Genomic DNA, 26,266 nt, shown 5'->3' with positions numbered 1-26,266 from the left:
GCGGCCCAGTTCAAGCGGTCCCTGCCGCCAACGGCGGTACGTCTGCGCCCGAGCCGTCCGCGGACGGTCGCGCCGTCCCGTCGCGGGCCACGTGCCGTGCTTCCTCGGCAGCCCGCTCGGCCAGCACCAGACCTCCCGCCGGTCCGGCGAGCGGGCCGAGGGCGGCAGGGACCACGAAGTCGTCGGCGGCATGCTCCGGCAGGCCCGGATAGCCGGCCAGTGACCGGGCGAGTTCCGCCCGCAGCAGGGGGAAGAGGCCGGGCAGTACGGCCATCCCGCCTCCGATCACTATGCGTTCGGGCGCGGTGGTGTAGATGATGTCGCGCAGCCCGGAGGCGAGGTAGACCGCCTCCATGTGCAGGGCGCGTCGGAGCACTTCACCACTCAGCTCCTCCGCCGGTCGTCCCCAGCGGGCGGCGACGGCCTCGCCGCCCGCCATGCCTTCCCAGCAGTCCGCGTGGAAGGGGCAGGATCCCGGGAAGTCGTCCCCCGGTATCCGGGGGACGCTGAGATGCCCCATCTCCGTGTGGACCAGGCCGTTGATGACGCGTCCCCCGATCACCGCCCCGCCGCCGATGCCGGTGCCGACCGTCAGGTACACATAGGTGCCCCGGCCCCGTGCGGCGCCCCAGCGGCCCTCGCCAAGCGCCGCGCCGTTGACATCGGTATCGATGGCAACCGGCACACGGAGCGCCGCGGCAATCGTTCCCGCGACGTCCACTCCGGACCACCCGGGCTTCGGCGTCGCTGCAAGGCGCCCGTAGCCGGGATGCGAGCGGCGCAGTTCGAGGGGGCCGAACGACGCGATGCCCACGGCGTCCAACGGCCCCTTCACCGCAGCCTCCTCGAAGAAGGCGACTGCTCTGGCCAGCGTCGGTTCCGGCTCTCCTGTGGGGAAGCGGATCTCGTCCTCGATCCGGTCGGGCGCCGATCCGACCAGGCACACGAACTTCGTCCCGCCGGACTCGATCGAGCCCAGCCGCGGCCCGTTCACGCGCCCACCGGCCAGCCGTCCGCGCCGGCCGGGCCGACGTCGGAGCGGATGACAACCTTCATGGCGTCGTACCGACTGCCCATCCCGTCGCGGCCGACCCCGCCCAGCGCGCCGAGCGCGTCCTCGTACGCCTCCAGTGGGAACTCGTGCGTCACCAGGCGTTCCAGTCCCAGACCGCCCGCCAGGTCGACGGCCACGGGGAAGGTGTCCCCCCGGAAGTCACCGGCACCGATCAGCCGGATCCCGCGATTGGTCAGCCGGAGCGGCCGCAGCGGCACGCTGTAGCTGTCGTCGAAGCCCATGAGGACGACCCGGCCGCCGTCGTCGATCAGGCGCAGGGCATCCTCCAGACCGCTGCCTGTGGTGTCGAACACGACGCCGGGACGATCACCTCCGGACGCCTTCGCAAGGGCCTCGGCCGCGTCCGTTCGGGACACGTCCACCACATGCTCGAACAAGTCGCGCGCTGCGGACAGCCGGTAGTCGTCCCTCTCGGCCACGATGACGCAGCGCGCCGTCCGGGCGGCGACCAGTGCGACGAGCACGCCGATCGGTCCCGCGCCCAGTACTGCCACGGTGTCATCGACCGTCAGACCGACCGCTTGAACGTTGTTGAGGACACAGGCGAGCGGTTCGATGAGTACCGCGCTACGGAAGGTCATCCCATCGGGAACGCGTCGCACGAACCGTTCCGGCAGCACCACGGCGTCGGCGTATGTCCCGTCACGGTCCACGCCGACCTCCGTCCCCGCCTTGTTCCGGCAGAAGTTCGTCGCCCCGCGCACACACGGCGCACACCAACCGCAGTACAGCGTCGGGTTGACCACCACTCGGTCCCCGACGGCGAGCGACCGCACCCCGGCACCCACCTCCTGGACCAGACCGACCGACTCATGGCCGAGCACCACACCCGGCCTTGCCGGGAAGCGACCGAGGAGAATCTTGCGGTCGGTCCCGCAGATCCCGGTGCCGACAACCTTCACCACTACGTCATCGTCAGCGCCGATGCGTGGCGCCGGACGCTCTTGCAGCTCGACGGACCCGGGCCCCAGGTAGACAAGTGCGCGCACAGGTACCTCCCTCTCGGTGTGCGGCAGCGAGTGCTGCCGGCGCCGTGCAAGGCGAAGCTGTGTTCGGCCATCGACGTTAGCGCAGGGCCACCTGCTGGGAAACGGCGCTTCTGAGCCGTTGGGCGCGCCGCCTCACCCCTGTCGGGCGGCGACGCTTCGTCCCCGTTCCCGTCGAGAATTTCGTCGCTGACTGCCCGCCAGAACTCCACGCGAGGTGAGTTCGCAGGGTGGCTGGTGCCACCCGTGGGCTCGCTCTGCCGCAGTCCCCCCGGACAGGGCTCAGAGGACCGCGGCCAGGACGGTCGCCGTGACCGAGGCGGATGCGCTGCCCACCGCGGCAGTCGTGATCTCGTGGACACCGTCCGTTCGGCAAGGGCTGCCCGCCGCCTCAGCCGACCGGGAGCGTTCTACGGGCGACGGGCTCCGGACGGTGGTTCACAGTGCCCGCCGGTGGCCTTCCCAGTACGGATCGCGCAGCCGCCTCTTGTACAGCTTGCCGTTGGGATCGCGGGGCATCTCCTCGATGAAGTCGATACTCCTGGGGCGCTTGTACCCGGCCAGATGGTGTTCGCAGTGGCTCAGGATCTCGGTGGCCAGCGCTTCCCCCGCCCCGTGTGTCCCGGCCGGTTCGACGACCGCCTTGACCTCCTCGCCCCAGTCGGGATGCGGAATGCCGAAGACGGCCACGTCGGCGACCGCGGGGTGGCTGAGGAGGGCAGCCTCGATCTCGGCGGGGTAGATGTTGACACCACCGGAGATGATCATGTCGATCTTGCGGTCGCGGAGGAAGAGGTAGCCGTCCTCGTCGAGGATGCCGAGGTCGCCGACGGTGAAGAAGTCGCCGATGCGGTTCTTCCTCGTCTTGGTCTCGTCCTTGTGGTAGCTGAATCCGCCGGTGTTCATCTTCATGTAGACGGTGCCGAGCTCGCCGGGCGGCAGGCGGTTGCCGTCGTCGTCGAAGACGGCGAGTTCGCTGATCGGCCAGGCCCTGCCGACCGTGCCCGGTTTCTTCAGCCAGTCCTCGGCGGTGGCGAAGGCGCCGCCGCCCTCGCTGGCCGCGTAGTACTCCTCGACACACCGCCCCCACCAGTCGATCATGGCCCGTTTGACGTGGTCGGGGCAGGGTGCTGCGCCGTGAATGGCATGGCGCATGGCCGTGACGTCGTATCCCCGCTTCACCTCGTCGGGGAGGGCGAGAAGGCGGTGGAACTGGGTCGGGACCATGTGCGTGTGGGTGCAACGGTGGGTGTCGATGAGGCGCAGCATCTCTTCGGGCACCCACTTGTCCATCACGACCAGCGGGTGCCCGATGTGCAGGGACGCTCCCGCGAACTGGAGGACGGCGGTGTGGTAGAGCGGCGAGCAGACGAGATGGACGTTGCCGTCGAAGGGTTTGATGCCGAAGATGCCGAGGAATCCGCCGAGGTGGCTCTCCTCGGGGAGCTTGCCGGGGAGCGGACGGCGGATGCCGCGCGGGCGGCCGGTGGTACCCGAGGTGTAGTTCATGACCCAGCCGAGGGTGCGGGCCTCGGGGGGTGCGTCGGACTGCCCTTCGAGCAGTTCGGCGTACGGGCGGAAGCCGTCGACCATGCCTACGGCATAGCGGTGGCCGGCCGGAAGCTCGGCCTCGTCCGCAGCCGCGGTCGCCGCCTGGGCGAACCGCTCGTGGGCGATGAGCACCTTGGCTCCGGAGTCGGCGACGATCCAGGCGATCTCGGGGCCGACGAAGTGGTGGTTGACGGGTACGAGATAGAAGCCGGCCTGGGAGGCGGCGAGGTAGGCGGTGAAGAACTCGACACCGTTGGGCAGGACGACCGCGAAGGCGTCGCCCCGTCGGAGTCCGGCCGCGCGCAGTCCGTGGACCAGACGGTTGGCTGCGGCGTGCAGCCGGCCCGCCGTCCAGCTCTCGCCGTCGGGCGCGATCAGAACCGTACGGCCGGGATCGGCGGCGGCCTGGGCCCAGAAGCCGTTGGGCGGCCGGTTCATGAGGCGCTCCGTCCGGCGATGCGGTTGATCCGGTCCACGGCGCGCTCGAAGCCGCGGGTCAGATCGTCGAAGACGGCCTGAACGCTGCGTTCGCTGTTCATCCGGCCGACGATCTGACCGACGGGGGTGCCGAGCAGCGCACCGGTCTCGTACTTCTGAATACGGGAGACGGCTTCGGCGACCAGCAGCCCCTGGAGCGGCATGGGCAGGGTGCCGGGTCCGGACGGGTCGTCCCAGGCGTCGGTCCATTCGGTACGGAGCTGGCGTGCGGGTTTGCCGGTGAGCGCGCGGGAGCGGACGGTGTCGCCGGAGCCTGCGGCAAGGAGTTTGCGGGTCAGCGCGCGGGAGTGGAGGTCCGCCTCTTTTGTGGTCAGCCAGAGGGAGCCGAGCCACACGCCCTGGGCGCCCAGGGCGAGTCCGGCGGCGATCTGCTCTCCGCTGCCGATGCCGCCGGCGGCGAGGACGGGGAGCGGCCCCACGGCGTCGACCACGTCCGGAACCAGGACCATGGAGGCGATCTCACCGGTGTGGCCGCCCGCCTCGTACCCCTGGGCTACGACGATGTCGATACCCGCGTCCGCGTGGTGGCGGGCGTGTCTGGCACTTCCGGCGAGCGCGGCGACGAGAACGTCCTGGCCGTGGGCGCGTCCGACGACGTCGGCGGGCGGCGACCCGAGGGCGTTGGCGAGGAGTTTGATGGGGTAGTCGAAGGCGACGTCGAGCTGGTTGCGGGCGACTTCCTCCATCCATCCGGTGATGCGCCAGCCGGACGCCTCGCCCTCGGCGAGTTCCGGTACACCGTGCTCGGCCAGGGTGTCCTGGACGAACTGACGGTGTCCGGCCGGGATCATCGCCTCCACGTCGGCCTCGGTCACCCCCTCCACCTTCTTCGCGGGCATGACGACGTCGAGACCGTACGGCTTGCCGTCGGTGTGCTCCTGCATCCAGTCCAGGTCACGTGCGAGGTCGTCGGGGGCGGTGTAGCGGACCGCGCCGAGTACGCCGAATCCGCCGGCCCGGGTGATGGCCGCGGCCACCGCGGGGAACGGCGTGAAGCCGAAGATGGCGTGCTCGACTCCCAGTTTCTTGCTCAGCTCCGTCTCCATGGGGCGCAGGATGCCGCAGTCGGACATTCGAGGGAAGAGATTTTCTGATGCAGTGTCAGATTCTTTGTGGCGTCGGGGGCCTCCGCGACAGCAGTGGTGACAGTAATCTCTGCGGCGGCAGGAAGTTTCATCGTCGGACGAAATTTCGAAAGTTACTTTCGCGCAGCAGGAAGGGGTTCCGGATGACCGAGGACGCGGCCGTCAGAGGGATCAGCCGACGCAGGCTGGGCGGTGGGATGCTGGCCCTGGGCGGAGCACTCGCCCTGGCGCCGATTCCGTTCGCGGAACGGGCGTCGGCCATGGAGTCGGGGGCGGGGTCGTCGGGTATGCACACAGGGATCGGGACGAGCGCGGCATCCGGGCAGGCCCGGCCGACGCTGCGGCGCGGATCCGCCGCCCGTGCCGGGTTGTTGCAGGGGCCTTTGGACCAATTGGTTGCCGATGCGGAGAAGTTCCTCTCCAACTCCCCCAAACACCCCTGGTACGCGGGTGCGGTGCTGCTGGCCGGGCGAGGTGGCACGGTGGCACTGCACCACCCGATCGGCAAGGCCGTGCGCTACGCGGCGTACGACGAGAAGACCGACACAGGGGTGGAGTTCCCGCCCGACCAGCAGATCGCCATGGCCGAGGACACGGTCTTCGACCTGGCTTCGGTGTCGAAGCTGTTCACCTCGATCCTGGCCGTGCAGCAGATCGAGCGCGGAACGCTGGAGCTGGAGGCGAAGGTTGCCTCATATCTGCCCGATTTCGCCGGTGGCGGCAAGCAGGACATCACGATCCGTCAGCTGCTCACGCATACGTCGGGCTTCCGTGCCTGGATTCCGCTGTACAAGGCACCTACGCGGGAGGGGAAGCTGGAGCTGCTCTGGAACGAGGTGCCTGCCAACCCGCCCGGCACGGTCTACCTCTACTCCGACCTCAATCTGATCTCGCTGCAACTGGTCCTGGAGAAGATCACCGGCCGCACGGAGGATGTCCTGCTCCGTGAGCAGATCACTGCTCCGCTCGGTATGCACCGCACTCGGTACAATCCGCCGGCCTCCTGGAGGCCGAAGATCGCCGCAACCGAGGATGCCCGGCTCCCCTGGTCCGGCCTCGACCGCGGGCTGGTCTGGGGCGAGGTGCACGACGAGAACGCGTACAGTCTGGACGGCGTGGCGGGCCACGCCGGAGTCTTCTCCTGCGCCTGGGACCTCGCGATCCTCGCCCGTACGCTGCTCAACGGCGGGATCTACGGCCGCGCGAGGATTCTCTCCGCCAAATCGGTGGACCTGCTGTTCACGGACTTCAACACCGCGTTCCCCGGCGATGCGCACGGACTCGGCTTCGAGCTCTACCAGCACTGGTACATGGGTGCTATGGCAACCCCTCGTACCGCAGGCCACACCGGTTTCACCGGCACCAGTCTGGTCCTGGACCCCACGACCGACTCGTTCCTGATCGTCCTCGGCAACTCGGTCCACCCGGTGCGTAGTTGGCGCTCCGGCAGCGCGCCACGCGTCGCCACCGCCAACCAGATGGCGCGCGCCGTCGCGGTCCGTCCCGCCCGGGGGCGAACGGCGTGGTTCTCGGGACTGGCGAGCGGCACCGGCGCCACGCTCACGCTGCCCGCGCTGCGTCTCGCGTCGTCGCGGGCCCGGCTGAGCTCGGCCCTCTGGTGGGACACCGAGCCCGGGTCCGATTTCCTCTTCCTGGAAGTGTCGGCGGACGCAGGGGCGACCTGGCAGGCGGTGCCGTTCACCACCGTACCGATGGCCGGTCAACACCACCCGGAGCCCGAACCGCATCCGACGGGCTCGGTCTCCGGCTGGTCCGGCCGCGTCTGGCACCGTCTCGACGCGGACCTCGCCGCATGGCGCGGCAAGGAAGTACGGCTGCGGTGGCGGTACGCCACGGATCAGCTGTACGTCGGGCGCGGGGTGTACGTGGACGCCGTCCGGGTCGAGGACGGCAATCGGACGGTCTTCGACGAGAGCCGGTCCGGGGATACCGCGGGCATCGAGGCGCTGGGATGGACGGCTTCAGCGGACTGAGTCGGGCCGTGGCCTACTGAGGCGGGCTGTCGAGCCATTGGCCGGCCTTGCCGGGGAAGGGCCGTCCGCCTTCCCCGGCACGGTCACAGCAGCTGGACGGCGAGTGCCGTGATGAGGACGCTGGAGACCAGAGCGGTGACGAGCTGCCCACGCCTGCTCGTCACCGCCCGGCCGAGCAGCGCTCCCCCACCGGCGAGCAGCAGCTGCCAACTGGCCGACGCCACAAAGGCGGCCAGTACGAACACCGCCCGCTCCAGGTGGTCCGCGTCGGCGGTGGTACGGCTGCCGAGCACGAGCGCCGCGAAGTAGATGACAGTGGCGGGGTTCATCATGGTCATCCCGAGCAGCATCAGATAGGACCGTGCCGGACTGACAGGGTCCGTCCCGATCCGGTCCACAGTCCGCCGCCCCCGGTACCGCACGATCGCCGCCGTACCGCCGCGGGCCGCCAGCGCGATCAGCACCAGTGCCGACGCCCATCGCAGAGGCGGCATGACCGGTGTGAGCACATGCGTGAGCGAGGAACCACCCACCACCGCGACGACCGCGTAGAGACCGTCGGCGGTTGCGACGCCCAGTGCCGCACAGGCCCCCGTCCTCAGGGACGTCCGGGCGGTGAGACCCACCAAGTAGGTCCCGACCGCTCCCACCGGTATGGCAATGCCGTACCCGGCCAGAAGTCCCGCGACCAGGACGGCGATCATGCGCGTTCGGGAGTCCGGCTCCGCAGTCCGCCGGGCTGCTGCCGACCGCGCACCGAGCGTGCGGCGGAGACCGGCGTCAGCGGGGCGGTGATCGATTCCATGGGCAGATGATGGGGCCGGCGCGGCACCGCGGGCAAGGCATTTTCTTGACGCCGGACCGTCCGGGGCCGGCAGTGCGGCATCGGCACCCCCTTCCGCGGGGCGGGTGCCTGCGACGGAGAATGCTCCGATGACCACATCTCCGCAGAACTGGACGCGCGCCGAACGACTTGATGCCGACCGGGTGACAGAGGCCCTGAACGCCGAGGCAGGTGTCCGGCTGGTGGTGGAGGGGCCCTGTCCGGGAGGGGAGGTAGGTGCCGCGTACGTGCGGTGGCCCGACGGGCACCGGTCCGTGCTGAAGTGGCGGCCGGATACGCAGCTCAAGGATCTGCGGGCGGGACCGTTGGCGGTGTGCGAAGTGCTGCACACGCAGGGGTATCCCTGCCCGTCGACGGAGTTGGCGGTCCAGGTGGATCGCGCGGTCGTTCTGGTCCAGGAGTGCCTGCCGGGCACGCCGGTGAAGTGTCTGGACCACCATGGGCTGGATCAGGCACTGGCCCTGAACGAGTCGCAGGCGGGGCTGTTGGCCGAACGTACGGATGTCCCGTTGATGAACCTGTACCTGCTCGACGACGGCCCCGGCTACTGTCTTCACGGGCCACTGCGTCGGCACAGCCGGCGCAGTGGTGCCCTGGAGCACCGGGTCAAGTCGGCCGGGGCCGATCACCCACACCAACTGCCCGGACACGACGTCGTGCACCACGACTTTCACCACGGCAACCTGCTCGCCCTCGACGGTTCGGTCACCGGAGTCATCGACTGGAACGGCGCCGGCCGGGGCGACCGCCGTTTCGACCTGGTCACTTTGCGCTTCGGGCTGCATGCGAACCAGCAGGCCCCGGGCGTCACGCGCCGCCTCGACGACATTCTGGACGGCCTGCCCGATGATGTCCTGCGTCCCTCCTGGGCGCATATGAGTCTGCGCATGGTCGACTGGGCCATCAGGCACTTCGCGCCGGGCGACGTCGAGCACTGGCTCGACCTGGCCGAGCAACGCGTGTGACGAGCGCAGGGCAGGTGAGCCGCGGCGGAGTTGTGCTGGACGAAGCGTTGCAGGTGCCGGCAGGGGGATGACCTTCTGCGGTCAGCGGGTTGGCACGAAATGAGACCCGGCGCGACCGGCTGGGACTACCGGTACCACCTCTCCACCGCCCCGGGCACCGGGCCGACCGTCCGGGGTGGTCCCAGGAGCCGCAGAGGGCGGACTGTCCCGGGTGCGGGCGGCCGATGCAGCATCTGCTGACGGTGGCGAGCACCGAGGCCGATTCCCGTTCGCGACGGGCCTGGGAGCCGGTGGAGGACCGCGGCCGGCCGTTCGAAGGGGCGGAGCCGGTCCTGGGCGACCTCGGGGGTGCGTATCTGTTCCAGTGCCCCACCTGCCCGGGGCGACCGTACACGCACCGCTTCGACTGCTTCCGAGAGCAGGATAGGGTGCCCGCCGGGCGACCACAGGAGGAACATGAAGGCCGCGATCGAACTATCGACAACTCCATTAAAACCACTGCGAGTTGCCGCTTTCCGGCGATTCGTCCTCGCCAATCTCATCTCGACGACCGGGTCCGCGGTGGCTCCCCTCGCCCTCGCCTATGCGGTGATCGGACAGGGCGGAGGAGCCGGGTCCCTCGGCGTCGTGCTGGCCACCAACTCCGTGCCGACGATCGTCTTCACCGTCGCGGGCGGCGTCCTCGCGGATCGTCTGTCGCGCAGCCGGATTCTGTTTCTGGGCAATCTCCTGTCCGCATCCGCGCAGGGGGTGCTCGCCGTGCTGGTGGCCACTCATCATGCGACGACCGCTTCGATCGCGGCGTGCGGCTTCGCGTCTGGGGTCGCCGTGGCCTTCACCGCACCGGCCGCGGTCGGTGTGGTGGGGCAACTCGTCGCGGCGGAGCACCTGCAGCAGGCCAATGCGCTGGTCCGGCTTCCGAACAATGCCGTCAAGGTGCTCGGCCCCGTCGTCGGAGGTCTGGTCGTCGCGGTCGGCGGCCCGGCGTGGGCCCTGTCGTGGGATGCGCTCACCTTCCTGGTCGCAGCGCTCCTGTTGCTCGGCCTGCGGCTGGGCGCGCCGGTCACGAAGGGCAGCGCCCTGGCCGACCTGCGGGCGGGCTGGTCCGGCTTCCGCTCCCGCACCTGGCTGTGGACGTACACCGCCGCCGGAACGGTCGTGGTCGCCGCATGGCTGGCCGGCTTTCAGCTCCTCGGCCCGGTCGTCGCCGCCGAGCACTACTCGGGGGCGCGCTCCTGGGGGCTCGTCCAGGGCGCGTTCGCGTTCGGGCTGCTTGCGGGGACGGTGGTCTGCCTGCGCTGGAAGCCCCACCGTCTGCTGGCCGTTGCCGTCGTCACCGGCTCCGGGCTCTGCCTGCCACCGGCAGCCTTGGGAATGGGCCTGGCCCTGCCCTGGGTGCTGCTCGGTGCCGTGCTCGCGGGCGTGGGGCTGGATGTCGCCATCGTGGCGTGGAACACCGCGCTCCAACAGCACGTGCCCCAGGAGGAGCTGGGCCGCATGAGCTCGTTCAACGGTGTCGGGGAGCGTATCGCCATCCCGCTCGGCTACCTCGTCACCGCGCTCGCCGCACGTGCCTGGGCCGATCGGACCGTGCTCCTGGTCTGTGCCGGTGCCATCGTGGCCACCACGGTCCTCAACCTCTGTGTGCGGGACGTGTACCGCGTCAATCGCGTCTGAGCGCGCGGGCGTGTACTCGACAGCGCACCCGGTAGGCCACCGTCTCAGACCGGTCCGGGGTCGTCCGGCTGGATGCCTGCCCGGCGGGACACGTCCTCGCTGTGCTCCAAGTGGCTGCGCCCCTCCTCGCCGAGCTGCCTGAGCACCCCGGCGAGCACCGTCTCGACGGTGGCCAGCGTTGGGACCATGCTGTCGTACGGTGAAGGCGCGGCGACATGACTGGGCAGAACGACGTCGGCGAGGCTGGTCACCGGCGAGAGCCAGGCGTCGGTGAACAGGACGACCTTGCTTCCGCACTGCGCGGCCATCTCGGCAATGACGATCTTGTCCGGTTCGTAGCGCCGGTAGTCGAAGACCACGAGGACGTCCCGCCGGCCGAGACCCGCCAGGACGGCGGTCCGCTCCACGTCGCGGTCCGGCAGGATGACCACGTCCCCGCGCAGTTGCATGAGGTGCAGCCCCAGGTACTGCGCCAGCAGATGCGTGAACCGGCCGCCGGCCAGGATGATGCGACGCTTGGGGTGGCAGAGCAGGGAGATCGCCGCCTGCACGTCGTGGGGCGGCAGTTCCCGCAGCGTACGTGCGACCTCGGGGCTGAAGACGTCCTGTCCGCCCTCGGGGTGCGCGGTGTCCCGCCCCTCCTCCTCCTGTGCGCCGGGTGACGTACTGCCGTATCCCCGTGTGCTGTAGAGCTGCAGAGGTGAGGCGCTGCGTTCTTCCAGCTCCCCCCGCAGCGCCGCCTGGAAGCCGGGGAACCCCTTGTAGCCGAGCCGGTTGACGAAACGGATCACCGTGGGCGCGCTCACCGCGGCGCGTTCGGCGAGCGTGGCCACCGTCTCGAAACCGGCCGACGGGTAGCCGGCGAGAAGCACCCGGGCCACCTTGCGTTCGGCGGGGCTGAGGTCACCGAACCGTTGCCGGATCTCTTCGGCGAGTGAGGACATGGGCCGGGCCACCTTTCCAAAGGGGTTCAGATTACGCGGATCGGCGTGCTCCGGGTATCCGGGTCAGCTGTCGCCGTGGAGCCGAGAGCTGTGATCAGTGCCGCAAGAAGGGCGACCCTGGGCGGGACCGTCGTCACGTCCAGCCACTCCTGCGGGCTGTGGTCACCGCCGCCGACCGGGCCGAGGCCGTCGAGCGTCGGCACCCCGGCTCCGGCAATGGTGTTGGCGTCGCCGACACCACCGGTGGCAGCGGCTCCCAGGTCGAGGCCGAGCTCAGCCCCGGCCTCCCGGGCGTGGGCGAACACAGCCCGGGCCGCCGGGGTGTCCTCCATGGCCGGGCATGCTTCCGTCTGCCGCACGGTGGCCGTGGTGCCCGGTACGGTCAGGTGGGCGGCGGCGGCCTCGATGGCCTGACGGGCGCGCTGGATACCCGATCCGGTCGAGGAGCGTACCTCCACATGCAACTCGGCCTCGGGGCAGACGATGTTGATACGGCTGCCGGCCCGGATCATCCCTACATTGACCGTGACGTCGCCCCACCGTCCGTTCATCTGCTGGCAGGCGATGAGCAGCTGTGCGGCGGCGAGCGCGGCGTTCGCTCCGCGTTCCGGTTCGATGCCGGCGTGGGCCGCCCGTCCCGTGACGGTGATCATGAAGTCCGCCACCCCCTTGCGGGCGATGACGAGGTCGCCGTTCTCCCGGGCGCACTCCAGGCCCAGCCCGTAGTCCACGGCTGCGGCGAGCTCCGCGGTCACCCGGCGGCTGGCCGGGGAGCCGATCTCCTCGTCGGGGGTGGCGAGGAAGACGATCTCCGCGAAGTCCGTCATCCCGCGGCGCAGCAGGAGTTCCACGGCGGTGAGGCCGGCCAGCAGGCCGCCCTTGTCGTCGCTGACTCCGGGGCCGTGGGCGAGCGGTCCGTTACGGGTGAAGGGGCGCTGCGCCGCTGTCCCGTCGTCGAAGACGGTGTCCAGGTGTCCGGCGAGAAGGATGCGCCGTCCGCCCTGTTCGGCAGGGAGCCGGCCGCGCAGCCGCCCCACCACCAGGTCACCGAAGTGCGTGTCCTGGCCCGGGGCCGTGACGGGCGACCGGTCCACCTCGAACCCCAGGCCGGTCAGGCGTCGCACGGTCCATGCCGCGATGCGATTGACTCCTTCAGGGCTGTACGAGCCGGAGTCGATGGACACCAGATGTTCCAGGTCCGCCAGGTAGCGGGGCTGGAGAGCGAGGGCATCGGGGAGCAGCAGGGCCGCCGTGCCCCGCTGCCGTACCTCGGGCATCACAGGACCTTCGACAGGAAGGTACGGGTACGTTCCTGCTGGGGATCGCCGAGTACCTGCCGTGGCTCACCGGCCTCGACCACGACACCGCCGTCCATGAAGACGGCCGTGTCCGCGACCTCCCGGGCGAATCCGATTTCGTGTGTGACGACGACCATCGTCATCCCTTCTGCGGCCAACTGCCGCATCACGTCGAGCACTTCCCCGACCAGTTCCGGGTCCAGAGCCGACGTCGGTTCGTCGAAGAGCATCAGTTCGGGCTTCATCGCGAGCGCCCTGGCGATCGCGACGCGCTGCTGCTGGCCGCCGGACAGCTGGGCCGGATAGCGCTCGGCGCGGTCGGCGAGGCCGACCCGGTCCAGCAGCCGCAGGGCGTCGGCACGTGCCTCGGCCCTGGTGATTCCCGCGACCTTCACGGGCGCCTCCATGACGTTCTCCAGCGCTGTCATGTGCGGGAAGAGATTGAACCGCTGGAACACCATCCCGATGTCGCGGCGGGCGCGGGCGATCTCGCGTTCCTTCAGCTCGTACAGCCGGTTGCCCTGCTGTCGGTAGCCGACCGGGGCGCCGTCGACGGAAAGGCTGCCTCCGTCGATCTTCTCCAGATGGTTGATGCAGCGCAGGAACGTGGACTTCCCCGAGCCGGAGGGGCCCAGCAGGCAGCAGACGCGGCCGCGTTCGACGGTCAGGTCGATGCCCCGGAGCACGGAGACCTTCCCGAAGTGTTTGCGCACGCCCTCGGCGTGCACCATCGGCGTTTCCACTCTCATCTCTCATCCCTTCGAGTCGGTCGATGCGGCGGGGCCGGTGCGGGAGATCCGGAGTGCGGCACCCGTGACGAGGCGTTGCAGCGGCCCGGTGGCAGGGGTGCCGGGTGTCGTGCCGCGGCCGTATCGGCGCTCCAGCCAGGACTGTGGCAGGCCCAGTGCCGTGACGAGGATCAGGTACCAGATGCTGGCGACCACGAGCATGGGGATGACCTGGTAGTTCTGGGCGTACACGTCCTGGATGTTGGACATCAGGTCGTGGGCGGAGATCACCGAGACCAGAGCGGTCATCTTGAGCATGTTGATCGTCTCGTTCCCCAGCGGAGGGATGATGACCCGCATGGCCTGGGGCAGCACGATGCGCCGGGTGGTCAGGGCCGGTCGCATGCCGAGCGAGTGGGCGGCCTCCGTCTGTCCCGCGTCGACGGACTGGATACCCGCGCGGACGATCTCACTCGCGTACGCCGCCTCGTTCAGTCCCAGTGCCAGGAGTGCGGCGACCGCGGGGGTGAGCACCGTGTTGGTGTCCATGTCCAGGAAGGTGATGTGGGTGAACGGGATGCCGATCAGGATGTGTTTGTAAAGGGCGCCCGCGTATCCCCAGAAGATGATCTGGACCAGTAGCGGGGTGCCGCGGAAGATCCAGACGAACGCGTTGGCCAGGGCGCGGAGTACGGGGTTGGACGACAGGCGCATCACGGCTACGAGAACGCCCAGCCCGAGGCCGACGGCCATGGCTGCGGCGGTGAGCCACAGGGTGGTGGCCAGGCCGTTGAAGACGAGGTCGGCGAAGACGTAGTGCCCGACGATGTCCCAGTGCAGGTTCTTGTTCCCGGCGAGGGAGCCGATCAGGCCGACGAGGGCGATGAGGGCTGCCGCGGCGGCCAGCCATCGGCCCCAGTGGCGGATCGGTACGACGGTGAGGCCTTCCTCGGCAGGCGGTGCGGTGGCCTGGGCGCCGCGTACGGCCCCGGCGGGTGTGAGGGCGGCCATGTCAGGACACCGCCGCGTTCTTGGTGGCCTGCTTCACCGCGATGGAGGCGGCGCCGTACTTGTCGCAGATCCTGCCGAGCGTGCCGTCGTCGATGAGTGCCTGTACGGCCTTGTGGATCGCGTCGGTCAGCCCGGGAAGCTGTTTGCTGACACCGATACCGTTGGGGGTTGCCTCGTAGCCGCCGCCGGCGGCGGGGTCCTCGACGACCTCGAAGGCGCGGCCGCCGTCGGCGGTCTTCGCCGTCCAGCCGGCGCCGGGCTTCGTCAGCAGATCAGCGGCCACCTTCCTTGAACGCAGGGCGAGTTGGGCGTCGGAATCCTTCGGGAACGTCTGGATGGAGATGGCGTCCTTGCCTGCTTCGGCGCACTTGGCCTGATGAGCCTTCAGCACTTCCAGCTGGTGGGTGGCCGCCTCGGTACCGACCTTCTTGCCGCAGAGGTCGTCGAGCCGTGCGATCCGGTCCGGGTTCCCCTTGGCCACGAGGATTCCCGAGCCCGATACGGAGTAGTCCACGAAGTCCAGGACCCGCTGGCGTTCCTTGGTGTCGGTCATGGCTGAGATGACCGCGTCGAACTTGCCGGCCTGGATGGCGGGCACGATGCCGTCGAACTTCTGGGCGGTGAAGGCGAATCGCACCCCCAGCTTGGCGCCGAGCGCCTGGCCGAGGTCGTAGTCGAGCCCGGTGAGCTCGGGCCGCCCCTCGGTCTCGAACATGATGAACGGCGCATACGGTACGTCGGTGGCCACCCGGACCGTGCCGCTGGACCTGACGGCCGCGGGCAGGGAGGCGTGGAGTTTCGCGTCGCGGGTGACGTGCACACCCGCGACGGTGACATCGCCTGCGGGAGCGGCAGCACCATCGACGGCGCCATCTTTTCCGCATGCGGACAGCGTCGTGGACGATGCGATCAACAGTGCAGTGGCCGCTACTGCGCGGCGGACTGGGCGGGTGTGCAACACGGACCCCTCTCGCGGAACTGCCGTGCGGTTGATTCACCGCCGACCGGATGCCCGCACGTTACACGTCAGGCATATTTTCGCCATACTGTAATGCCTGTAACATATCGATAACGGTCGGACCCGGCGACGAAGCACGCCATCAGCTGCGGATTCTCCAGCCGTCAGCACAGCCCTCACATCACAGCACTCACCCCAGACTCGTTTCAGAACGTCGATCGTCACGGGGATATGTAACGCACCAAATCCACGCCTGGGTCGCCTCGCGCGGCTCAGCACGCCCGCAACTGCGCACCCGGATCCGAAGGGCTCTCGTCCTCACCACGGCAGGTGTGCTGGGCGCCGCCGGCGTCCTCTCGCTGGCCGGTACGGCGAATGCCGCGAGCACGCTCGGCGCATCGGCGGCGGCAAAGGGACGGTACTTCGGCGCGGCCGTCGCGGCCAATCACCTCGGCGAGGCACAGCACGCCTCCACTCTGGACACCGAGTTCAACGCGGTGACACCGGAGAACGAGATGAAGTGGGACGCCGTGGAGGCCACCCGTAACTCGTTCAGCTACGGCCCCGCCGACCAGATCGTCAGCCACGCCCAGGGCAAGGGCAGACAGCAACTACAGCAAGAAGCCGGCGTACGACACGGTGCTCTCCGCACTCGGCGGCTCGACCGGTGGCAGCAGCGGTGGCGGCACGGGTGGCGCGACCTGCACAGCGACCTACACCTAGACGGACACCTGGAGCGACCGCTTCAACGGGCAGGTGACGGTGAAGGCCGGGAGTTCCGCGATCAGCGGCTGGACTGTGCGGTGACCGTGACCTCGCCGCAGCGGATCGCCACGACCTGGAACGGCAGCCCCACTTGGGACGGCAGCGGCCATGTGATGACGATGAAGCCGAACGGCAACGGCAGCCTGACGGCCGGGGCGTCGACAACCTTCGGGTTCACCGTCATGACCAACGGCAACACATCGGCGCCCACGATCGGGGCCTGCACCGCCTCCTGACCGTCCGGCATCCGACAGGGAAATGAGGGCGCGGCGATCCCTGATCGCCGCGCTCTTGCGTGTCACATCGACGGCCGCGCCAGTAGGAGTGGTCGGCGGCCACCGCGGCGGAGAGGCCGGCCGCCGCGACCACGATGCGGGGCGCGGCGTTCAGCGCAGTGGCCGCGGCGCAGCTCAAGCCGGTCTGCGGGTCGGGCTGGCCGACGGCGTCATCTCCTTGCTCGCCTACGGCCTCGTCATCTGGGCGCAAGCGCACGGCGACCTGGCGACGTCGCCGCCCTGCGTGAAACCAGCATCCTCATCGCGGCGCTGATCGCCACGCTCCTCTTCCGTGAGCGCTTCGGCCGTCTGCGCCCCACCGCCGGCGCGGTCGTCCTCGCCGGCATCACCGTTCTCGAACTCGCCCACCCCTGAACGCGACACCTCTGGCGACGCACTCCCAGGACACCCCGCGTGCCGCTGCCACCAAACGGCAACTCCCGGTACGCGATACGGCCCCGTCACGCCCCACCGGCGCTGCCGCACTCCGTCCGGCGCGGCGAGCGCAGGCGTCGGTCGGGACCTGGGCGTCGGCTCCCTACGCCGACCGGCCCGCCACCCGCCCGGCTCCGCTCGGCCCCGGGACCGCCGCGGCCACGCCGGACGGGGCCGGGGCCGTCGACTCCCGTACGACCAGTCTCGGACGGATGAGCAGCGATCGTCCCGCCGCAGGCGCCGAGTCGATCCGCGCCCGCAGCTGCTGGAACGTCTCCGCGGCCATCTCCGGAAGCGGTTGGCGGACCGTCGTGAGCGGGGGCTCGAAGAGGTCTGCGAGGAGGATGTCGTCGAAGCCGACCACGGAGACGTCCTGCCCCGCACTGCGCCCGGCGTCCTTGGCGCCCCGGCAGATCCCGATCGCGCACATGTCGTTGATGGCGACGAACGCGGTGGGCGGGCGTGATCCGCCGAGGAGTTCCCTGGCTGCGTTCCGTCCCAGTTCGGCGGCGTCCTTGTCACCGAACTCGGCGGTGTCGGCGCCGGGCCAGACGATCGCGTCGGCCGGGTCGAGACCGGCCGACTCCAGGGCGGCCCGGAAGCCGCGCAGCCGCTCACGGCGGTTGACGCTGTTGACCGATCCGGAGACGAACGCCAGTCGGCGGTGGCCGAGTTCGATCAGATGACGGGTGGCGAGCTCGGCACCCATCGCGTTGTCGACGCTGATGGAGGACAGCGACGGCGGGTCGCCCGCCTGCGCGGTGCGGTCGAAGGCGACCATCTTCAGTCCGCGGCTGAGCAGCGGTGTCACATGGTCGAGCGAGGGAAGCGAGGAGCACAGCACCACTCCGCTGACCCCGTCCGCGAGCAGCTCCTCGCCGTACTTCAGCTCGCGGGCCGGATCGCGCTCACTGTTGCAGAGGAGTACGTGGTATCCCTCGGCGAGCGCAATGGCCTCCAGCTCACGGGCGAGCGCCCCCCAGAACGGGTTTGCGACGGACGGCACAATGAGACCGATGACCTTGATGCGGCCCGTTCGCAGCATCCGGGCCGCACGGTTGGGCCGGTAGCTGAGCTGCTCGATCACCTGCTCCACGCGGGCCAGCGTGGCCGCCTGCATACGGTCCGTACGACCGTTGAGGACGTTGGAGACCGTGCTCGCGGAGACCCCCGCGGCCTCCGCGACCTGATGGATCGTTACCCCGCTCATGCCACCTCCGGTTCGGAACGCATCTGACCTTAGCAGTGTATCGATTTACTGGAATTGGTTCACCGGTACACCCGTTAACATCCCTGAAAATTCATGTGCATCAGCTGTTGACGTCCCTCTCGGGGCGTTCCTAGCATCAGTGCATCGATTTACCAGCGCTTCCCAGCCATGGCTGGGTTGCCATCGCTGGATCGATCCACAGCCTCTCCACCTCAAAAGGGGTGTCCCATGGAACTCAAAAGACGGTCGCTGCTTGCTGCCATCGGTGCCGGCACCGCTGCCGCCGCCCTCAGCGGGTGCGGCACCGGCACTTCGGCGGCCGGTTCCGCCAACGGCCCGGCCGAAGGCGAGATCACGCTGCTCACCCCGATCTACGAAGGCGCCGACGGCAAGACGCTGTTGGAGAAGGAGATCCTGGGCGGGTTCCGGAAGAAGTACCCGGACGTCAAGGTGAACGTGGACTACACCACGTACGAACAGCTCAACGAGAAGATCACCACGGGGCTCGCGGGCGGTCTGCTGCCCGATGTGCTGATGATGGGCGTGGGCTGGATCCCGCCGTTCGCCGCGAAGAAGGCGATCGCCGAGCTGCCCGAGAAGTTCGCCACCGCGCACGACTACGAGAAGCGGGTCCTGGAGCCGTCCCGGTACGACGGCAAGCTGTACGCGCTGCCGGTCGTCCTCGACACCCGCATCGTCGTCTACCGCAAGGACCACTTCGCCGAGGCCGGCATCAAGAAGACCCCGGCGAACTGGGCCGAACTACGCGCCGTGGCCAAGCAGCTGACCAAGGACGGCCGGATCGGTTTCGACCCGTTCTCCATCCATCTGCGCCAGTGCTGGGAGACCTTCCTCTTCGCCAACGGCGGCCAGCTGTTCAGCGCGGACGGCAAGAAGGTGCTGTTCACCGATGCCCGTGGGGTCGAGGCGCTGCAGTTCTTCAAGGACCTGATCAAGGACGGCTCCGCCGTCTACGCCAAGAAGACGGACCTCGGGGCCCCGACCAACGTGCAGACCGGCAAGGCGTCGATGATGATGACGTCCAGTGCACTGTGGAGGCAGGTCGGCGAACAGACGCCGGACCTGATCAAGGACGACAAGCTCGGGGCGTTCATCCTCGCCAACCGCAAGCCCGCGATGCTCCAGGGCGGCACGCTCGTCACCCAGTCCGCCAGTTCCAAGCACCCGGCAGCGGCCCGTGCCCTCGTCGAGTACCTCGCGACGCCCGAGTCGATCCTCGGTGCGGCCAAGCAGCGAGGATCGGTTCCCGGGCTGAAGGATCTCAGCGACTCCAGCTATGTGAAGGAGAACAAGTTCGTCGATCTCTCCCTGCAGAGCATGGGCGACGCGTGTTCGGAGGGCGGCACCGCTGCCTGGATGGAGATCCGCGAAAAGATCAAGCCCACGCTGGAGCCCGCCATCGTGGGCGGCCAGTCGGCGAAGGACGCCATCGCGGAACTCGGCCGGCTAGCCGAAGCCGCCATCGGCCGGATGTAAGGACCCGTCACTGTGGGAGCGACATCCGTATTGAAGGCGAGGCCCGCGCGGCCCCCTTCCCCGACCGAGCACACGGTCGCGAAGAAACGCACCGGCCGGGCACCCACCGGCCCCGGGCGCCGCAGGCAACGCGCCGGCATGCTGATGGTGGCACCCGCGCTACTGCATGCCTCGCTCTGGATCGGCCTGCCGGTCGTCGCGTCGGTGGTTCTGGCCTTCACGAAGTACGACGTGCTGACGGCGCCGCAGTTCGTGGGCCTGGACAACTTCCGGGACATGCTGGACGACGCGGTGTTCCGCAAGTCCATCGTCAACACCGTCGTCTACACCTTCTTCACCGTGCCGTTCGGCATGCTGCTGGGGCTGCTCGTGGCCCTGGCGCTGCACACCGGGCTGAGGGCGCGGGGCATCTTCCGTACCGCGGTCTTCATTCCCCAGGTGACGGCGACCGTCGCGATCGCCCTGGTCTGGCTGTGGATCTACAACCCGGGCAACGGGCTGCTGAACACACTTCTGTCGTTCCTCGGGATCCAAGGCCCGGCCTGGCTGTCGTCGACATCGTGGGCGATGCCTTCGGTGATCCTGGTCGGCATCTGGCAGGGCATCGGCATGAAGATGCTCATCTACTTGGCCGCGCTTCAGTCCCTGCCGAAAGAGCTGTACGAGGCGGCTTCGGTGGACGGCGCGTCCAAGGTGCGGCAGTTCTTCTCGATCACCCTGCCGCTGCTGAAGCCCGCGACGTTCTTCGTGCTCATCACGTCGATGATCAGCGCGTTCCAGTCGTTCGACCAGATCTACATCCTGACCGACGGCGGCCCGGCCAACAGCACCACGATGATGACGTTCGAGATCTACAAGTCCGCCTTCCGGGAGTTCCGCATCGGCTACGCCTGTGCGCAGTCACTGGTGCTGTTCGTGCTGCTGATGGGCTTCACCCTGGTCAACCGGCGGATCATGGGAGGCACCCGTGGCCACAACTGAGCTGCACAGGCCCGGGGCCCTGGAGAAGGCCCGGCCACAGATGAAGGGCAAGCCGCTCTCCGTCGGCCGGATCGCGCTCTATCTGACGCTCACCGTCGTCTCGCTGCTGATGGTGGTGCCGTTCGTCTGGATGGTGCTCACCTCACTCAAGACGCCGGTCGAGATCGCCTCGCAGGACGCCGGACTGCTGCCGGAACACTGGGAGTTTGGGAACTATCTCGACGCGCTGAAGGCGGCGCCGTTCGCGACGTACGCACGCAACAGCTTCATCATCGCGTTCAGTCACACCGTCATCAATGTGGTGGTGGCGTCGATGGCCGGATACGCGCTGGCGCGGATCAGGTTCCGGGGCAGCGAGGTCATCTTCTACGCCTTCGTCGCCGCACTGATGATCCCTACCTACACCAAGGTGCTGCCCGAGTTCCTGATCGTCCGCTTCATGCCGCTGGCCGGCGGAAACGACATCTTCGGCCAGGGCGGCAGCGGCTGGCTGGACTCCTGGTGGGCGCTGATCGTTCCCGGCGCCGTCACCCCCTTCGCGGTCTTCCTCTTCCGTCAGTTCTATCTGGACCTTCCGGTGGAGCTGGAGGAGGCGGCCAGGCTCGACGGTCTGGGCGAGTTCCGGATCTACGCCCGGATCATGACGCCGCAGGTCAAGCCCGCGCTCACCACCGTGGCGCTGCTGACCTTCGAGTCGTCATGGAACAACTTCCTCTGGCCGCTGTTGGTGACCCGCACGGACAGCCTGCGGGTGATCCAGGTGGGTCTCTCCGTCTTCAAGACGGAGAACGGCCCCCAGTGGCACTTCCTCATGGCCGGCACCACTCTGGCCACCCTGCCCATGGTCATTCTCTTCCTCATCGGCCAGCGCTACTTCGTGCAGGGCTTCGCGACCGCCGGTCTCAAGTAACCGATTCCGGCCCGAACCACCGTTCTTCGAAAGGTACTTACTCCATGTCTGCTGATCTGAACGGCTCCCACGCACTGGTGACAGGGGCAGGCCACGGAATCGGCCGCGCCATCGCCGTCGCGCTCGCCGAGGCCGGTGCCGATGTCGCCGTCCACTACCACTCCTCCGCCGACGAGGCCGCGAAGACGGTCTCCGCGATCGAGGCGCTGGGCCGCAGGGCGAAGGCGTTCAAGGCCGATGTCACGGTGACCGGCGATGTGGACCGGCTCATCGACGAGGCGACCGACTTCCTCGGCGGCCTGGACGTCCTGGTCTGCAACGCGGGCCACCTGATCGGCCGGGCCACGATCGCCGAAATGTCCGACGACCACTTCGACCAGGTCATCTCCACCAATCTGACGTCGACCTTCCGCACCGTGCGGGCCGCACTGCCGCAGCTGACGAAGTCGCCGGCCGGGCGCATCATCACCATGTCCTCGCTGGCCGCGCACAACGGCGGCGGCCCCGGTTCGGTCGCCTACGCAGCGGCCAAGGCCGGTGTCCGCGGCTTCACCAAGGGCTTGGCCAAGGAACTCGGCGGCACAGGCATCACGGTCAACACCGTGGCGCCCGGCTTCATCAAGGGCACCGCCTTCCACGACACGTTCACCGCGCCCGAGGCTCAGCAGGCGATGGAGGCGGGCATCCCGGTCGGCCGGGCCGGCACCCCGGAGGATGTCGCCGCGGCGGTCGTGCATCTGGCGTCGCCGTCGTCCGGCTTCCTCACCGCCACCACGGTGGACATCGACGGTGGCGTGTGGCCGCGTTGAGGCGCATCGCCCGGGAGCGCGGCGGCTGGTGGCACGCGTACGTCTGCCCGGCGCACGGTGTGGAACTCGACCACGGTGACCTGCTCTCCGGGGTCTTCCCGGCGGGCGGTGCTCGGTGTGCGTACGGCTGCCGGGTGGACGACGAGGCGGTGCGCGGCGCCTGGCTGGTGCTGTCGCACCAGGCGTGGGCGCGGCACCTTCGGGTGCTCGCCCACCAGGGCGAGCGCGCTCAGGCGGTGGCGCGGCTCGTCGAGTACGCCGGTCTGTACGCCGAGCTCGCCACCGAACGGCACGGTGAGGCACAGACCTGGATGCTGCGCGGCCGGCTCTTCCATCAGGCGCTGACCGACGCCATCTGGGCTGTCAACATCGGGCACACCGTGATCACGCTCGCCGAGGAATCCACGGAACATCTGGCGGCGGTGCTGCCGCTCCTCGACGACCTGGAGCGGGCCGCGCTGGACGCCCGGGACGTGCTGACCGGTCAGGGCCACCTCGCCTCCAATTACACCGCGTGGCTCAACGCGGCCGGTGTGGCGGCGAGTCGGGGCGCCGCTGCGGCCCGGGGCCAGGAGTGGGGCGGCGCCAAGCAGTGGCTGGAGGGCGAGCACGGGCTGTATGCGCATCTGCGGGTCGCGGTCGCCGACGACGGCTGGGAGTGGGAGGGCAGCACCTACTACCACGGGTTCGTGCTGCGGGCCGCGCTGCTGGCGCTGCGCCGCACCGACCCTGCGGCCGTTCCGTCCGATGTGGTGGACGTACTGGCAGCGATGACGGACGTACTGGCGACGATCGCCACTGCGGGCGGCATCCTGCCCGCACTGCACGACGGCCCGTATCTGCGCGGTCCGCTCGCGCTGGAGTGGCTCGAACTTGTCGCACTGGCACAGCAGTTGGTTCCCTCCGCCGCTCTCGATGCGGTGGCGGAGCGGGCTCGCGACGAACTCGGCGCACATGACGACAGGCTCGACCGCGAGCTGGGCGGATGGTTCGCGGGACCCCCACTGCCGGAGCGTCCGGTGCCGGCGCCGGTCACAGTGTTCTCCACCGCCGGATACGCGGTGCTGCGCCACGCGGGCGTCCACGCACTGCTGGACTTCGGTCCGCACGGCGGCTCGCACGGGCACCGCGACAAGCTGTCGCTGTATCTGTACGGAGACACCACCCCGTGGCAGCCCGACCCAGGTCAAGTGCCTTATGCCCATGCCGAGTTCCGCGATCTGTACGCATCGACCGAGGCGCACCCCTCCTTCCGCGCGGACTACGCGGAACAGGCCGAGTGCATGGGGAAGTTGCTCGGCTCGGACGGCTCCCGCGTCACGGCCGAGGTGACGACTGCGTACGAAGGTGTGCGTGCGGTGCGGCAGGTCGCGCTCGGCGACAGCTATCTGGTCGACCTGCTGACCGTGACCGCCGAGGACGAGCGCCGGCTCACCGCGCAGCTGCGTCCCGGTGTCGCGCTGGACATCCAGCTCCAGGCCGCGGGTCCGGTGCGCACCACCTGGTACGGCGACGAGACCCTGCACGGCTGGCACATCCACACCCCCGGCGCGGCCGTGCGTCCAGTCACCCGGCCGGGCCCCGGTCCGGCCGACGATCCGCAGCGCATGCGTTCCCGGGTCGACTTCACCGCGAAGTCGGACCGGATCACATTCGCCTCGGTGTATCAGGCGGCGTCGGCGGGCCCTGCCGTCACCGGCGTAGAGCTGGACGGTGACGGACTGCTGACGGTCGCGCTGGCCGACGGCAGCACCGCACGGTTCCGGACGGAGGACTGAACCCTTGTTGCTCTCGGCGACCCCGCCGCCCGGTCCGCGCCCCGCGCAGGAGGTGCGGTTGTACGAGGAGGCCGCCCGCCACCGCGGGCTGGCCCCGCCCCGTACGCACCCTCTGGCCAGCATCACCTGGCTGGGCCCGGCCGCCTCCAACCCGGCGCTGGCCTACCGGGTCGGCGGCGACCCGGCCCATCTGGCGGAGAGCCGCCGCTGGATCGAGGCCGCGGTGCGGCTGCCGCACTGGGGCAAGGCCCATATGCCGGACCGCGATCTGGACGCAGGCTGGCTGCTGCACCATCTGTCGCTCGCGTACCGGTGGATCGGCGACGATCTGCCGGACGGGGTGCGGGCGCTGCTGCGGTACAAGCTGCTGCTCCAGGGGCGGCGGATGTTCGAGTTCGCGGCGGCGGGTGAGGGCGGCTGGTGGTCGTCGTCGTACTGGCAGAACCACAACTGGATCTGTTACGCGGGTCTGGCGACGGCCGGATATGTGCTGGGCAAGGAGGAGTGGACCGAGCGTGCCAAGGACAACCTCGGCACGGTCCTCGATCTGATGCCCGAGGACGGCTCGCACGCCGAAGGTGTCGTGTACTGGCGCTACGGCGTGCCCTTCCTCGCCATCCATCTGGATCTCCTCCAGGAGGCGGAGGGCATCGACTGGTGGGGGCGGGGCGGTTTCCTCTCCCGCACCTTCCGCTACCGGCTGCACCAGACCGCCCCCGGCTTCGCGTTCAATGTCGACCACGGCGACTGCCACGACCGGCGCAGCGGGCACAGCGCCGGTCTGTACTACCGTCTCGCCGCCCAGTACGGCATCCCGGAGGCACAGTGGATGGGCGATCTCGCCTCGGGTGAACTGCTGTGGCAGGAAGCCGCGGAGAGCGGGGTGCGGCCCGGGATTCTGCCGGAGGCCTACCTCGAATACCTCTGGTACGACCCGTCCGTGGCCGGCGCCCGTCCCACCGAGACCTGGGCCTTCTTCCCGGATCTCGGTCTGCTCGCGGCCCGTACCGGCTGGGACGACGACGCCACGCTCGTCTCGTTCAAGGCAAGCCCCGGAGGTGGCCACAAGGCGTGGGAGACGTCGGCGAAGCACCGGGCCGAGCGGGGCTGGGAGACCCTCAGCCAAGGGCACCACCACCCCGATTCGGGCTCGTTCGTGCTGGTCTCGCAGGGTGCGTTCCTCGCGGTCGACGAGGGTTACAGCAACCGCAAGCGGGCCGCGCACCACAACCTGCTGCTGGTGGACGGACAGGGGTACGCGGACGAGGACCGCTACCACGTCTACAAGGACATCCCGTACGAGCGGCAGGCCCGGCAGCGTGATGTGCTCGCCGCCCCCGACTGCGGCTGGGCGCATGCCACGGCGGAGATCGCCGCGATGTACGACCCCGGGCTCGGGGTGCGGCGGCTGGACCGGACGCTGGTGTTCACCCCGTCGGGGCGGCTCGTACTGCTGGACCTCGCCGAGGCGGACGCGGAGCGGGAATGGACGTTCCTGCTCCAGACCGACCGGCCGACCGAGCCGCAGCCGGACGGCAGCCGGCTGATCCGGTCCGGGGCGGCCTCGGCGCTGGTGCGGCAGTTCGCGCCACTCGACGGCTCCGTAGTCTCCGAGGCCACGGAGGTCGAGGCCAATCCGACGTCGAGTACGCCGGAGCTGCGCCTCACCCGCACGCTGCACACGCTGCGTTCGACGACCGCGCGGACGTCGAACGGTCTCTTCCTCACCGCGATCACCCCGGGCGGCGGACAGGTCGCCGCCGAGCGGGTCGTGTGTGCGGAGGGCGAGGGCATCACCTTCGGCGAGGAGACCGTGCTCCTCTCCCCCGTCGCCCGTCGCATCCGTACCGCCGCCGTCTCGGCCGATGCGGCGGCGGTGCTGCTCGGCGGCAACGGCTGCGCGCCGTATGTGGTGGCGGCCACCCGGCTGGAACTGAACGGCCGCGTGCTGCTCGATGTCCCGGAACCGTACACAGGAAAGGTCGGCTGATC

Annotated in this window: 21 protein-coding genes and 1 pseudogene; 10 read left to right on the top strand and 12 right to left on the bottom strand. The window is 69.4% G+C overall.

Going from position 1 to position 26,266, the window contains the following annotated elements; translation table 11 throughout:
* Window positions 1-10: 10 nt before the first annotated feature.
* The 4 genes from ACIPEK_RS30680 to ACIPEK_RS30665 form a co-directional block, all read right to left on the bottom strand.
* Window positions 11-994, bottom strand: a complete 984-nt coding sequence (locus ACIPEK_RS30680; protein WP_402002606.1) for an ROK family protein — start codon at window positions 992-994, stop codon at window positions 11-13.
* Window positions 991-2,064 (bottom strand): zinc-binding dehydrogenase, encoded by a 1,074-nt coding sequence (locus ACIPEK_RS30675; protein ID WP_402002603.1) that lies wholly within the window; start codon window positions 2,062-2,064, stop codon window positions 991-993. The genes ACIPEK_RS30680 and ACIPEK_RS30675 overlap by 4 nt, the downstream gene beginning before the upstream one ends.
* 435 nt (window positions 2,065-2,499) lie before the next feature.
* Complete coding sequence (locus ACIPEK_RS30670; RefSeq protein WP_402002600.1) at window positions 2,500-4,050, bottom strand: acyl-CoA synthetase; 1,551 nt, start codon at window positions 4,048-4,050, stop codon at window positions 2,500-2,502.
* The gene (locus ACIPEK_RS30665) at window positions 4,047-5,156 is read right to left on the bottom strand and encodes an NAD(P)H-dependent flavin oxidoreductase (protein ID WP_402002597.1); all 1,110 of its coding nucleotides are present in this window, start codon (window positions 5,154-5,156) and stop codon (window positions 4,047-4,049) included. The genes ACIPEK_RS30670 and ACIPEK_RS30665 overlap by 4 nt, the downstream gene beginning before the upstream one ends.
* Before the next feature lie 182 nt (window positions 5,157-5,338).
* On the opposite strand from ACIPEK_RS30665, the gene ACIPEK_RS30660 reads away from it, so the two are divergent.
* Complete coding sequence (locus tag ACIPEK_RS30660; protein ID WP_402002594.1) at window positions 5,339-7,189, top strand: serine hydrolase; 1,851 nt, start codon at window positions 5,339-5,341, stop codon at window positions 7,187-7,189.
* A gap of 83 nt (window positions 7,190-7,272) precedes the next feature.
* Here the strand turns inward: ACIPEK_RS30660 and ACIPEK_RS30655 are convergent, their stop codons facing one another.
* Entirely contained in the window at window positions 7,273-7,893 is a 621-nt protein-coding gene (locus ACIPEK_RS30655) for a LysE/ArgO family amino acid transporter (protein WP_402002592.1), read from the bottom strand.
* Between the two features lie 229 nt (window positions 7,894-8,122).
* On the opposite strand from ACIPEK_RS30655, the gene ACIPEK_RS30650 reads away from it, so the two are divergent.
* Together ACIPEK_RS30650 and ACIPEK_RS30645 are read left to right on the top strand one after the other, a co-directional pair.
* Window positions 8,123-8,998 (top strand): phosphotransferase, encoded by an 876-nt coding sequence (locus tag ACIPEK_RS30650; RefSeq protein WP_402002589.1) that lies wholly within the window; start codon window positions 8,123-8,125, stop codon window positions 8,996-8,998.
* A 456-nt stretch (window positions 8,999-9,454) separates the two neighbouring features.
* On the top strand, window positions 9,455-10,675 hold the full coding sequence (locus ACIPEK_RS30645) for an MFS transporter (RefSeq protein ID WP_402002586.1): 1,221 nt from the start codon (window positions 9,455-9,457) through the stop codon (window positions 10,673-10,675).
* A 44-nt stretch (window positions 10,676-10,719) separates the two neighbouring features.
* Here the strand turns inward: ACIPEK_RS30645 and ACIPEK_RS30640 are convergent, their stop codons facing one another.
* Genes ACIPEK_RS30640 through ACIPEK_RS30620 form a run of 5 tightly spaced genes read right to left on the bottom strand, consistent with a single transcriptional unit; the run spans window position 10,720 to window position 15,476 of the window.
* Window positions 10,720-11,619 carry a MurR/RpiR family transcriptional regulator gene (locus ACIPEK_RS30640; protein WP_402002583.1) on the bottom strand — a complete coding sequence of 300 codons (900 nt, stop codon included), beginning with the start codon at window positions 11,617-11,619 and terminating at the stop codon, window positions 10,720-10,722.
* A 26-nt stretch (window positions 11,620-11,645) separates the two neighbouring features.
* Window positions 11,646-12,896, bottom strand: a complete 1,251-nt coding sequence (locus ACIPEK_RS30635; RefSeq protein ID WP_402002580.1) for a M20/M25/M40 family metallo-hydrolase — start codon at window positions 12,894-12,896, stop codon at window positions 11,646-11,648.
* Window positions 12,896-13,666, bottom strand: a complete 771-nt coding sequence (locus ACIPEK_RS30630; protein WP_402002577.1) for an amino acid ABC transporter ATP-binding protein — start codon at window positions 13,664-13,666, stop codon at window positions 12,896-12,898. Before ACIPEK_RS30630 ends, ACIPEK_RS30635 begins: the two co-directional genes overlap by 1 nt.
* A gap of 3 nt (window positions 13,667-13,669) precedes the next feature.
* Window positions 13,670-14,656, bottom strand: coding sequence for an amino acid ABC transporter permease (locus ACIPEK_RS30625; RefSeq protein ID WP_402002574.1), 987 nt, complete (start codon window positions 14,654-14,656; stop codon window positions 13,670-13,672).
* Between the two features lies 1 nt (window position 14,657).
* A complete protein-coding gene (locus ACIPEK_RS30620; protein ID WP_402002571.1) occupies window positions 14,658-15,476 on the bottom strand; it encodes an ABC transporter substrate-binding protein in 819 nt (272 codons plus the stop codon).
* A 425-nt stretch (window positions 15,477-15,901) separates the two neighbouring features.
* Between ACIPEK_RS30620 and ACIPEK_RS30615 the strand changes: the two are divergent.
* Window positions 15,902-16,615 (top strand): annotated as a pseudogene (locus tag ACIPEK_RS30615) (endo-1,4-beta-xylanase).
* A 225-nt stretch (window positions 16,616-16,840) separates the two neighbouring features.
* On the opposite strand, the gene ACIPEK_RS30610 reads toward ACIPEK_RS30615, so the two are convergent.
* Both ACIPEK_RS30610 and ACIPEK_RS30605 read right to left on the bottom strand, forming a co-directional pair.
* Window positions 16,841-17,023, bottom strand: a complete 183-nt coding sequence (locus ACIPEK_RS30610; RefSeq protein ID WP_402002568.1) for a hypothetical protein — start codon at window positions 17,021-17,023, stop codon at window positions 16,841-16,843.
* Window positions 17,024-17,192: 169 nt separating this feature from the next.
* A complete protein-coding gene (locus tag ACIPEK_RS30605; protein WP_402002565.1) occupies window positions 17,193-18,299 on the bottom strand; it encodes a LacI family DNA-binding transcriptional regulator in 1,107 nt (368 codons plus the stop codon).
* A 228-nt stretch (window positions 18,300-18,527) separates the two neighbouring features.
* Here ACIPEK_RS30605 and ACIPEK_RS30600 point away from each other — a divergent pair, with 228 nt between their 5' ends.
* From ACIPEK_RS30600 to ACIPEK_RS30575, 6 genes are read left to right on the top strand one after another with little or no spacing between them, the layout of a single operon-like run.
* The gene (locus ACIPEK_RS30600; RefSeq protein WP_402002562.1) at window positions 18,528-19,796 is read left to right on the top strand and encodes an ABC transporter substrate-binding protein; all 1,269 of its coding nucleotides are present in this window, start codon (window positions 18,528-18,530) and stop codon (window positions 19,794-19,796) included.
* 12 nt (window positions 19,797-19,808) lie between these two features.
* Window positions 19,809-20,777: a carbohydrate ABC transporter permease gene (locus ACIPEK_RS30595; RefSeq protein ID WP_402002559.1), complete on the top strand. Its 969-nt coding sequence runs from the start codon at window positions 19,809-19,811 to the stop codon at window positions 20,775-20,777.
* Window positions 20,764-21,687 carry a carbohydrate ABC transporter permease gene (locus ACIPEK_RS30590; protein ID WP_402002556.1) on the top strand — a complete coding sequence of 308 codons (924 nt, stop codon included), beginning with the start codon at window positions 20,764-20,766 and terminating at the stop codon, window positions 21,685-21,687. The genes ACIPEK_RS30595 and ACIPEK_RS30590 overlap by 14 nt, the downstream gene beginning before the upstream one ends.
* A 44-nt stretch (window positions 21,688-21,731) precedes the next feature.
* Window positions 21,732-22,496, top strand: a complete 765-nt coding sequence (locus ACIPEK_RS30585; RefSeq protein ID WP_402002553.1) for an SDR family NAD(P)-dependent oxidoreductase — start codon at window positions 21,732-21,734, stop codon at window positions 22,494-22,496.
* A complete protein-coding gene (locus tag ACIPEK_RS30580) occupies window positions 22,484-24,274 on the top strand; it encodes a heparinase II/III family protein (protein WP_402002550.1) in 1,791 nt (596 codons plus the stop codon). Before ACIPEK_RS30585 ends, ACIPEK_RS30580 begins: the two co-directional genes overlap by 13 nt.
* A 4-nt stretch (window positions 24,275-24,278) precedes the next feature.
* Complete coding sequence (locus ACIPEK_RS30575; protein ID WP_402002547.1) at window positions 24,279-26,264, top strand: hypothetical protein; 1,986 nt, start codon at window positions 24,279-24,281, stop codon at window positions 26,262-26,264.
* Window positions 26,265-26,266: the final 2 nt, after the last annotated feature.

It is taken from the genome of Streptomyces sp. NPDC088246 (assembly GCF_044741025.1).
GTDB lineage: Bacteria > Actinomycetota > Actinomycetes > Streptomycetales > Streptomycetaceae > Streptomyces.
Note: the sequence above shows the minus strand (reverse complement) of the source record. Positions and strands in the feature narration are given on the sequence as shown.